Raw genomic sequence first — 9604 nt, forward strand, 5'->3', positions numbered from 1 at the left:
ACGCGGTCGGAATTGTGGGCAATCGATGCGGAATCGGGGCAAGGGCCTCGGTTGCCGCATAATTCCGGTGAGAAGATAGAAGAAGCAATAGAAAAAGAAAATCTGGCGGGCCAGCTGAATCTATACAGGGAAGTGAAAGAATTCTACACTAATGATCCGGACGCCCGCTATTTCCGCGGCTCGGATTATACGTCGGGGGATGATGAATAGTGGATGTCATCGCCCAATTCTTATACGAACTTTTTTTTGCCGTCAGCAGCCCTGAACTCCTCCTGATCGGCCTCGTCACAGTTTTTCTCATTCTCGGCTTCCTCATTAAAATCCGCAACCAGATGGCCTGTTCGGGTCTCCGGAGACAAATCAACGAGGGCAAGCAGGCTTTGGCCAAGCTCACGCCCGAAGCGGAACAAGCCAAGGGTGAACTCAACCGCTTTCTCCAAATTCAAAAAACCAACATGGTCCAGATCGATGTCATGAAGAGAAGGCGGGAGGAACTTTCGCGCATGCCGGTGCAGATCAAGAGCGAGCTTCAAGAATTGATCGACTGGTGCAACAAGGAGCGCGTCTCGGTCAACTTCGAAAAGAAAATTGCCGCAAAAAGAACTACTCCGAAAGGCCGGCAGATGTAGCTGTCCGCCCCCTCCTCGCCCTCCCCCTGTATCCGCAATACGGCACGAATATCCTTTCACCGATGGAGCCGGTTTTCATGGATGCCCAAAACTTGAAAGCGTTGCAGGCGCCAATCAAGGAGCGCTACCACAAGGACCCTGAGGCGGCGAAAATCCAACTGCGGGCGGAGGGTACGCTGGGAGCGGACCATCTCACCTGCAAGGTCGAAACAGGCAGAGCGCTTGTGGAAGCCGGTTTGCATCCGGCTACCGGGGGCACGGGATTTCACGCATGTTCGGGCGACATGCTTCTCGAAGCTATCGTCGCATGCGCCGGCGTCACCTTGACGGCCGTTGCAACGGCTCTGGAGATACCCGTGACCGGCGGAAAAGTCATCGCCGAGGGCGACCTCGATTTTCGTGGAACGCTCGGGGTGAACAAGGAAACCCATGTGGGCTTCACCGGCATTCGGCTGCGATTCGAGCTGGATACCGACGCCACTCCCGAACAGCTGGAAACGCTTTTAAAGCTGACGGAACGGTACTGCGTGGTGTATCAAACGCTGCGCCAACCGCCCCAATTTGATGTCTCATGCCGCGCCAATGCGAACCCGTAGCGGAGCGCAAACGGTTCCCCAATAGTTTGTCGCGTTTGCCCTGCCCGCCGGATAACCCGCAACGCGTCCCGTAGGGCACGCTTCCTTGACAAAACCTGCGGCGAAGCCTATCCACCCCTAAGCGAAGTTTTCAGGGAGGTTCCATGCTATTTTTTGCGGGATTTCTTCTGCTCGGCCTGGGCGTCGGACTTCTCGGCACTCTCGTCGGAGCGGGCGGCGGCTTCATCCTCACTCCCCTCCTTCTGCTCATTTTCCCGGAAAAACCTTCCCAAATTATTACGGCGACCTCTCTCTCCGTCGTCGGCCTCAACGCCCTCTCGGGCTCTATCGCCTACTTCCGGCTCGGCCGCATCGATCTCAAAACCAGTCTCACCTACAGCCTCGCCGCATCTCCCTGGGTTGTACTTGGGGTTTTCTTTACCAGCAAAGTGAACCGGGGACCTTTTGACATTATGCTGGGCATGGTACTCCTTGCCCTTTGTGTGGCCTTGTTCCGCCGCCCTGCTGCGGAAAAAAACAATTCGCCATCTTCGAATGACGGAATGGCGCCGCGCCGCATCATCGATCGCGCCGGACATGTTTATGAATACCGCTTCCGCTTCCGCCTCGGCATCTGGATCAGCACAGTCGTGGGCTTTCTTTCCAGTTTTTTCGGAATCGGCGGCGGCGCACTATACGTGTCCATGATGATCCAGTTCCTCCGGGTCCCGCCCCATATCGCCACCGCGACCACGCAAGCCCTTCTTTTTGTCACAGTCGCGATCGCCGTTCTCGTGCATTTCCTGCAAGGACACCTCTCTACGATGGGAGATCTCGTTCTCCCGCTGGCCATTGGCGTTATCGCCGGCGCCCAGGGGGGAGCCTATTTATCTCAAAAGCTCGGCTCCAATACATTGAAGCGGGTCCTCGCCCTCCTCCTGGTCCTCGTCTCCGTGCAGTTGCTCTACAAAGGAACTCTTTTCCTCTGGCCGTAAAACCCCGCGAGGATTGCGGAAAAAACACGCTCTGTGGGACAATTCTAAATCGGATAGATTTTTCTCTTTTATCCACCGGAAAGGGCGCGCACGGTTTCCCGCCCCCATTCCGAAGCCATATCTCGGGGGATGTTCGGATGGAATACAAAAATATCGTCGTCGAAGTAAAAGAACGCGCCCTTTGGGTGGGGATCAACCGCCCCAAAGTCCTGAACTCTTTTGACATGGATACCCTCGATGAAGTGATTCATGCCTTCCCCCGCCTCGATGAGGACCCCGATATCGGCGTCGGCGTCCTCTATGGGAAGGGAAAAAATTTCTCCGCGGGCGGCGACATGAACGCCATGATGGCACTGGATCAGACCACGGGTCATATCTGGAACAACAAAATGCGGCGCCTCTGCATGACGCTCCGCAACTGCGGCAAGCCGACGATCGCCATGGTCCGGGGATGGTGCATCGGCGGAGGAAACGAATGGCAACTCTATTGCGATCTCTGCATTGCAAGCGAAAATGCCATCTTCGGCCAATCGGGTGCCAAGGTCGGGGCCTTGCCCGTCGTGGGCGCCACCCAATATCTGCCCATTCTGATGGGAGATCGGAGGGCGCGGGAGATGCTCTTCCTCGCCAAGCGGTTCACGGCGGCAGAGGCCAAGGAAGTCGGATTGATCAACGAGGTCGTCCCGGACGAGACACTCGAGGAGAAAACCCGTGAGTGGTGCGCCACGATACTGAGCCATGCCCCGGCCACCCTTCGCTACATGAAAACCAATCTGAACTTTCTGGGAGATCTGCACTACCCATCCTGGATGCATGGCAGCGAACTGCTGAACGCCGTTTGGAACAACGAGCAGTCCGACGAGGGAATGACGGCGTTTCTCGAAAAGCGGCCGCCTGACTTCAGCCGCTTCCCGCGCTAACGCCCAAGCGGAGAGTCACATGGCGAAGGCAAGCGACTGGGGGGTTACCCTGCTTCGTCTTTGGACGGGTTTTCTCATCGGATACCTTGGGTTTTTTGCGGTCAAAGATCAGTGGACGGGCATCCAATTGTCGGGCTTGCTCCGGGGGCCGGACATGACGGCCCTTGCCTTCTCGTTCACTCTCTTTCGTCTTGCGGGAGGCACACTGCTTTTCCTGGGCATCGCTCTGAGGCTGGCGGGGGTTCTCTGCATCCTCGGCACCGGATTTGTTCTTTGGCAGACAAAAGCCTACATATTGCCTGATTTTTGGGGTCATCTTTTCCCGATCACTCTTTTCGTTTCCTCTCTGGTTTTGCTTCTTACCGGCCCGGGGCGATTCAATTTGGGATCGCTGGCAAAAAAGAGGTAACCCGATGGCGGGTATCGTCTCTTGAGCGAAATTCATCCAAATCTGGGCGAGCGTCTGCGACGGCTCCGCGAAGAGAAAGGCTTCTCCCGTTCTGCGCTGGCACGGCGAGCCGGACTCGACCCGGAAAAAATCCAGAAGATCGAAGCCGACGAGGCGGAAATCACCGTACCGATCCTCCGAAAGCTTGCCGCCGCACTGGAGATCGATATTTTCCAGCTGCTCGCGGTCTCCTCTCCTGAAATCAACTACACAGTCCGACTGGCGTCACCGGGTGAGAATCTACCGCCCGGCCATATGGACGTGGTTCCCGTCCCTATCGTCAGCGGAAACGTAGCCGGAGGCAATGCGCGGATTGTCAACGAAAGCATCCTCGACTGGCTGTTTTTGCCCCAAAAAGAATTCGGCGATCGTTCGGGTAGGCTGGTGGCCGTGGAGATCTTCGGCCGCAGCATGGAGCCCGACATTCCCGACGGCTCCATCGTCGTTGTCGATCGCGGTGATCGGGATATCAACCCGGAAAGCTTCTACGCGCTTCGGGATACCGACGGAGGGTGCACCATCAAGCGGGTGCAGATTCTGGATGAGGCATATGTCGCGCTTGTCCCCTCGAACCGGGACGAATTTCGCGTCGAATTCTGGAAGCTCGACCTCGGAGAGTCCCTCAACGATCGGGTTATCGGAAAAGTCGTTTGGGTCGGAAGAAATTTGCTGCGGCAGGACAAGGTGGCCGAGAATCGGCCTCCTTACGGAAGACCGAACCCTGGGCGCGGGGAGAAACCGAAAAAAGACGACGATCTTTTCTAGGCGCTCACCGTGCGTAGCCGCGTCTTTTGAATACGCCGGGCGAGCCTGCCGCCTGGCGGTAATAAGCCCTTACCCGGTCCGTCCAGGGAGTGGACATGGCCGCCTTCCAGTCCTCGTGTTCGAAAACAGATTCTTCGTCAAGCTCGTAAAGAACGATGAGGACCGGCTCGCCCTCCACCGGCACATATCGCCGAATCCGCCGCACGCCCGGAACCTTTTCGATCAGGGGCGCACGCTCCTGGGCGTACCAGGCGTTGAAGTCTGCGATCTTCTCGGGAGGAACATGCAGCCGGCCCAACTGGATCACGGGCGCCAACCCGGCTTTGTCGACCGTGGGACACGCGGGCTCTGAAACCGGATGCGCCGGATATATCTGCGAACAGTAAAACTGAATGTCTGCTGTTATACGGATGTCCGGCTTCAAACCGGCCGCCATCCCGCCATTGCGGAGCGAAAGAAAAGGCTCGCTGTAAAAAGCGTGGACGGAGTTCGCCTCGAAAAGACCCAGGAAACGGGGCGGGCCGCTGATGGACTCGTAGGCGGCGAGACCGCACACGCCCGGAACCTCCGCCCCTTGCGCCAGGTAATCCGAATCCATCCATTCGCGGACAGACGCCTCACCGCCCGGCTCGCAATCCAGCAGATGGATGCCGAGTGCCATCCCATGGCGGCGCATACAGAACTTCTCCCGGGCGTTGCGAAATGATGAATAAAGAAATGAATCTGAAGAGAGCTGTACTATTTCTTGACAAGCGAAACGTAAAGCACGCCATCCCTCTGCGCGAGAATCACCTGCTTGGGCAGATAACCCTCTTTTGTCAGGGTGATGGTCAAAGAATCCGGTGTCTGGAACAAATCCGAAATCACGGTGTTCAGGCTGAGATTCAAGAGGCGCTTACGGGAAATCAGGACCGGCGTCTTGCCGAAAACCTCATCGGAAACCTGCACGGTCGCGCCGGTGGGCTCGCTGATGATCTTCACGCCCGGCGACAAGGGGCTTCCGCATCCACCGGCAAACAGCAAAACCCCGAATAGGGCCGCCCCAAGATGCCTGACCTTTCCCATTCCTTCTCTCCTCAAAACAAACATACAGTTCCGAAAAAAACGATTCCAGTCAAAATTTATATCCAAGGTTCCGGCCCCTGACAAGCCCTCCCTGTTCACGGAAGACGGTGGGCTGTCCATCCGGCACCGATCCGGGCGATAATGCGGGCCTTCTCAGAAACCCTTTTTGGAGAAGTTCTTTTTTGGAGCGTCATCGGTACCACCTCGATCTCATTGTTCGCGGCGCGGACCGCTACAACCTCCCCGATATTCTGGTGGACGAGTACCTGCCCCTCACGGCCCAGGTGCCCATCTGGCAGGTATGTGAAGAGCTCCGCAAGGGGCACTTCCACTACGAACATGAATGCGCGGAGCCGATCGAGGAGTTTGAGCTAAACCTGGAAGCATTGAGCGCCTACCTCCATCAAATCGTCCAAGGCTTTCATGCCGTCGAGGCCATCGAAGCGGATCGCGCCCGCCTTCTCCAGGCCCGGAAAATTATCGGCCGGCAGGGCGAGGTTCTCTCCGTTCCCCTGCTTCTCCCGCGAAGCCTTCTCCTGGACGATCTCGATCCCGACGCCGACGACCTGGAGCACATCGCATCCCGCTGGCCTGAATACCCGCGGTGGTTTCAAGACGGAATGCGCAGAAAGTATCCCGAACTGCGGGGACTTTAAGACAAACATCCACGGGGCTAATACTTTTTTCGCTGCTCCAGATCGATGACCGGCGGGGATTCGACCTCGGGCGCATTGAGGACACGCGGGGTGCGTTCGATCGGCGAGAGCGGATCGATGACTCCCGAAACAGGCGTTCCCAAGTCCTCGAAACGGCGGGCTGATATCAGGACGCGGGTTTCGTAGGAACCTACCGCATTGTTGTAGGATTCCACCGCTCGATCGAGACTCTTCCCCAAAGTGCCGAAATGGCCCGCCATCGTCCGGAGCCGCTGATGCAGTTCTTTTCCGAGAAGACCAATTTGATGAGCACTCTCGGCGATCTTCTCCTGTTGCCAGCTGTACGCAATGGTCCAGAGCAGCCCGATCAGGTTGATGGGGCTCGCCAGAATAACCCGGCGCGTCATTGCCTCCTCGATGAGCGCGGGCTCCTGCTCGAAAGCGGCGCTGTAAAGGCTCTCCCCCGGCAGAAACATCACCACAAATTCAGGCGTTGACTCGAACTGGCTCCAGTACTCCTTGGCGCTCAGTTTCTGGATATGATCGCGGACCAGCCGGGCATGTTCCTTCAAGTGGTGCACACGCTGGCTTTCCTCCTCCGCTTGTTGGGCCTGAATAAAAGCATGTAGGGGAGCCTTGGCGTCCACGATGACATTTTTCTGGCCCGGCAGACGTACAATGAGGTCGGGACGGAGCCTGCCTCCCTCGGTCTGAAGCGACTCCTGCTCCGTAAAGTCGCAGTGCGAAATCATCCCGGCCAGTTCCACGACGCGGCGAAGCTGCATCTCACCCCATTGGCCCCGCACGCCGGGAGAGCCCAGCGCCCGCACCAGGTTTCCGGTTTCTTGTTGAAGTCTCTGCTGCGTAGAGCCCAGCGCCTTGACCTGCTCCAGAAGACCGCTGTAGGCGCCCTCTCGTGATTTTTCAATCTCGCGCATCTGGGAATCTATTTTGTCTATCGATTCCTTGATCGGATTCACGAGCACCTCGACCGCCTTCTGGCGGGACTCCAGATCCCCTTTCGCTTCCGTCTGAAATTTTTCGAGGGTCGACTTGGCCAGATCGAGGAAAGACTGGTTGTTGCTCTTGAGCGCCTCGGAGGAGAGGGCCTGGAAGGCCTCGCGGAACTCCTGCTCCATCCGGCCCAGATCAGCAAGCCTCTCCTCCGAAGCCTTCCGCACGGAGGCAACGCGCTCTTCCATCCGGGCGAGGTCGCTCCTGAGGTCCGTGACTTCGCGGCCCCTGCCCTCGGCTTCTGCGCGGTAGGAACCGCCTCTTCGGAGGCGGCGAGCCGGGCATCGAGCACGGCGCGGCGCGACTTCGAGGCCAGCCATGCCAAGGCATAACCCGCGGCGCCGGCGATCAAAATCCAGATGAGCAGACCGGAATCCAAGATATCCCTCAAACGCGGGCGGCAGCGGACATTCGGAGCGTTTCCCCCTCGGGGCGGCGCGGCTAATCCTTGGGCGGCGCCGGAGCCTCCGGGGCTTCCAGCCGAACCGCCGCTTCGATCAGGAGGCGGAAGATTTTTTCGAGCGTTTCCGGGGGACACGGCCCGTCGTTCAGTTTGAGCACCCTGGAGATGACCTCTCCCTCACGCTCGGGAACGCGGATTTCCATCCCCCGCTCCCCCTTGAAGCGCCCCACCTCCTGGCAAACCCGGAGGCGCTCGGCGATCAAACGGACCAGTTCGGCATCGCATTCGTCAATCCGGCGCCGAAGCCCGGAAAGTTCCTCGGTCATTCAATCCCTCCCGGAGCCGGACCGGCGCCCGCCCCGTGCTGGTTTTCTTTAGCGGGCATTATACATGGCGGCAGCGCTTTTCGCTTTCCGGCGAGTAACACTGGGCTTGTCTTGCGAAAAGGACACTACCGGGCCCAGATCGGGACCACCCCCGCCGTGATTCCAAAAACCGCAAAAGCCACCAGATACATCAACGCCGTGACGAGAATGACCCCCACCAAATTCATCGCCAGCCCCGCCCGGGCCATCTGCGGGATGGTCAACATCTTGCTTCCGAAAACGATAGCGTTCGGGGGCGTCGCCACAGGGAGCATGAAAGCGCACGAAGCCGCCAGCGTCGCCGGAATCATCAGCAAAAACGGATGTGTCCCGAGCCCGACCGCCGTCGCCGCAAGAATGGGCATCATCATCGTCGTGGTGGCTGTATTGGATGTCACCTCAGTCAAAAACGTCATCAAAAGCGCCGTCCCCAGGATCATGACGATCGGCGGGAATCCCTTCCACACTCCGAGCGTCTCCCCGATCCATTTCGTGAGGCCGGTTTGCTGAAACCCCGCCGCGAGCGCAAAACCGCCGCCAAAGAGAAGGAGTACTCCCCAAGGCACACGTTCGTGCGCCAGATCCCAGTTCAGGATGAACTCTCTCCGCTTGAAGTCGAGTGGCAGGAAAAACAGAAGCAGTCCCATCCCCATGGCCACGGTGGCATCATGGAGGAGCTTTGGGCTCTCGAACAGGGAAGACCACCCAGGAATGGTCAAATATGGGATCGGGATCGGACTGCGGAAGATCCACAGCAGCGCCGTCGTGACGAAAACCAACAGAACAATCCGTTCACCCTTCGTCATCGGCCCCAGCGACCGCAAATGATCTTCGATTATTTCCCGTACACTGGTGCCCCCGGCGGTTCCTTTCGTCTCCGCATCGACGCGGCGAGAGAGATAGAACCAGGCGACCGCGATGAACACGATCACCAAGGGCACCCCGACCATCATCCATTTGAGAAAAGTAATTTCCGGCGCCGCCGGAAAGAGCCGCTTCACAAAACCGGCGAACACGATGTTCGGCGGCGTCCCCACCAATGTTCCGATCCCCCCGATGTTGGCCGCATAGGCGATGGCCAGCATCATGGCGATCCCGAATTTGTTCATCCCCTCCTGGTGGATTTCTTCTGCCTTCCCCGTCTGAATGGCGATCTCTGTCACCACCGCCAGGCTGATGGGCAGCATCATCATGGTCGTCGCCGTATTCGATATCCACATGCTGAGAAAGGCGGTCGCGACCATAAACCCGAGGAGCAGGCGGCGGGGGCTCGCCCCGACGAATTTGAGGATTTGGAGCGCGATGCGCAGATGGAGATTCACGCGTTCAATGGCGATGGCGATCAAAAAGCCGCCGAGAAAAAGGAAAACCAGATGGTTGGCGTAGGCCAGGCTCACCTTCCGGCTCCCCATGATGCCGAGAAGCGGATAGAGCACAAGCGGAACCAGCGCGGTCGCCGAAATCGGCGCGGCCTCGGAGATCCACCAGGTCGCCATCAGCACGGCCACTGCCGCCATCCGCATGGTGGCGGGCGTCATCCCCGCCGGCGCCGGCAGGATGAGAAACAATACAAAAAGCGCCAATCCCAGCCAGAGCCCGGCCTGCTGTCTCGTAAAATTACCCGCTCCACCCTCCTCCATGCGCAAGTCCCTCCCTTTTCAAGTTCCACTCCGGAAACAGGAGCGCCGTCGAACAGGCGCAGTCTTAATTATGGGCACTTCTCTCGGCCGCAGGGATTTTGGAGAGCGGGTCGCCCGCCATCCGGAGCC

Annotated in this window: 13 protein-coding genes; 8 read left to right on the forward strand and 5 right to left on the reverse strand. The window is 58.3% G+C overall.

The features are described 5' to 3' along the window. The 7 genes from O2807_07035 to O2807_07065 all read left to right on the forward strand — a co-directional run. Positions 1 to 210, forward strand: a 210-nt coding sequence (locus O2807_07035) for a hypothetical protein (protein MDA1000255.1), incomplete at its 5' end; no start/stop codon positions are given. Then, entirely contained in the window at positions 210 to 629 is a 420-nt protein-coding gene (locus tag O2807_07040) for a hypothetical protein (protein MDA1000256.1), read from the forward strand. The genes O2807_07035 and O2807_07040, both read left to right, overlap by 1 nt. Before the next feature lie 77 nt (positions 630 to 706). Then, on the forward strand, positions 707 to 1225 hold the full coding sequence (locus tag O2807_07045) for an OsmC family protein (protein ID MDA1000257.1): 519 nt from the start codon (positions 707 to 709) through the stop codon (positions 1223 to 1225). Positions 1226 to 1368: 143 nt separating this feature from the next. Then, positions 1369 to 2199: a sulfite exporter TauE/SafE family protein gene (locus tag O2807_07050; GenBank protein ID MDA1000258.1), complete on the forward strand. Its 831-nt coding sequence runs from the start codon at positions 1369 to 1371 to the stop codon at positions 2197 to 2199. Positions 2200 to 2336: 137 nt separating this feature from the next. Continuing rightward, the gene (locus O2807_07055; GenBank protein MDA1000259.1) at positions 2337 to 3119 is read left to right on the forward strand and encodes an enoyl-CoA hydratase/isomerase family protein; all 783 of its coding nucleotides are present in this window, start codon (positions 2337 to 2339) and stop codon (positions 3117 to 3119) included. A gap of 154 nt (positions 3120 to 3273) precedes the next feature. Next, positions 3274 to 3528 (forward strand): hypothetical protein, encoded by a 255-nt coding sequence (locus O2807_07060; protein ID MDA1000260.1) that lies wholly within the window; start codon positions 3274 to 3276, stop codon positions 3526 to 3528. Positions 3529 to 3549: 21 nt separating this feature from the next. Beyond that, positions 3550 to 4332: an XRE family transcriptional regulator gene (locus O2807_07065; protein ID MDA1000261.1), complete on the forward strand. Its 783-nt coding sequence runs from the start codon at positions 3550 to 3552 to the stop codon at positions 4330 to 4332. Between the two features lie 4 nt (positions 4333 to 4336). Here the strand turns inward: O2807_07065 and O2807_07070 are convergent, their stop codons facing one another. Further along, entirely contained in the window at positions 4337 to 5008 is a 672-nt protein-coding gene (locus O2807_07070) for a hypothetical protein (GenBank protein ID MDA1000262.1), read from the reverse strand. 62 nt (positions 5009 to 5070) lie between these two features. Continuing rightward, positions 5071 to 5397 (reverse strand): hypothetical protein, encoded by a 327-nt coding sequence (locus O2807_07075; protein ID MDA1000263.1) that lies wholly within the window; start codon positions 5395 to 5397, stop codon positions 5071 to 5073. A 182-nt stretch (positions 5398 to 5579) separates the two neighbouring features. Here O2807_07075 and O2807_07080 point away from each other — a divergent pair, with 182 nt between their 5' ends. Continuing rightward, entirely contained in the window at positions 5580 to 6053 is a 474-nt protein-coding gene (locus O2807_07080) for a hypothetical protein (protein MDA1000264.1), read from the forward strand. 17 nt (positions 6054 to 6070) lie between these two features. Here the strand turns inward: O2807_07080 and O2807_07085 are convergent, their stop codons facing one another. The 3 genes from O2807_07085 to O2807_07095 all read right to left on the reverse strand — a co-directional run bounded on the left by O2807_07085 (position 6071) and on the right by O2807_07095 (position 9475). Next, positions 6071 to 7255, reverse strand: coding sequence for a DNA recombination protein RmuC (locus tag O2807_07085; protein ID MDA1000265.1), 1185 nt, complete (start codon positions 7253 to 7255; stop codon positions 6071 to 6073). A 253-nt stretch (positions 7256 to 7508) separates the two neighbouring features. Continuing rightward, a complete protein-coding gene (locus O2807_07090; GenBank protein ID MDA1000266.1) occupies positions 7509 to 7796 on the reverse strand; it encodes a chorismate mutase in 288 nt (95 codons plus the stop codon). A 125-nt stretch (positions 7797 to 7921) separates the two neighbouring features. Further along, on the reverse strand, positions 7922 to 9475 hold the full coding sequence (locus tag O2807_07095) for a DASS family sodium-coupled anion symporter (protein ID MDA1000267.1): 1554 nt from the start codon (positions 9473 to 9475) through the stop codon (positions 7922 to 7924). Between the last annotated feature and the right edge of the window lie 129 nt (positions 9476 to 9604).

This window comes from bacterium (assembly GCA_027622355.1).
GTDB lineage: Bacteria > UBA8248 > UBA8248 > UBA8248 > UBA8248 > JAQBZT01.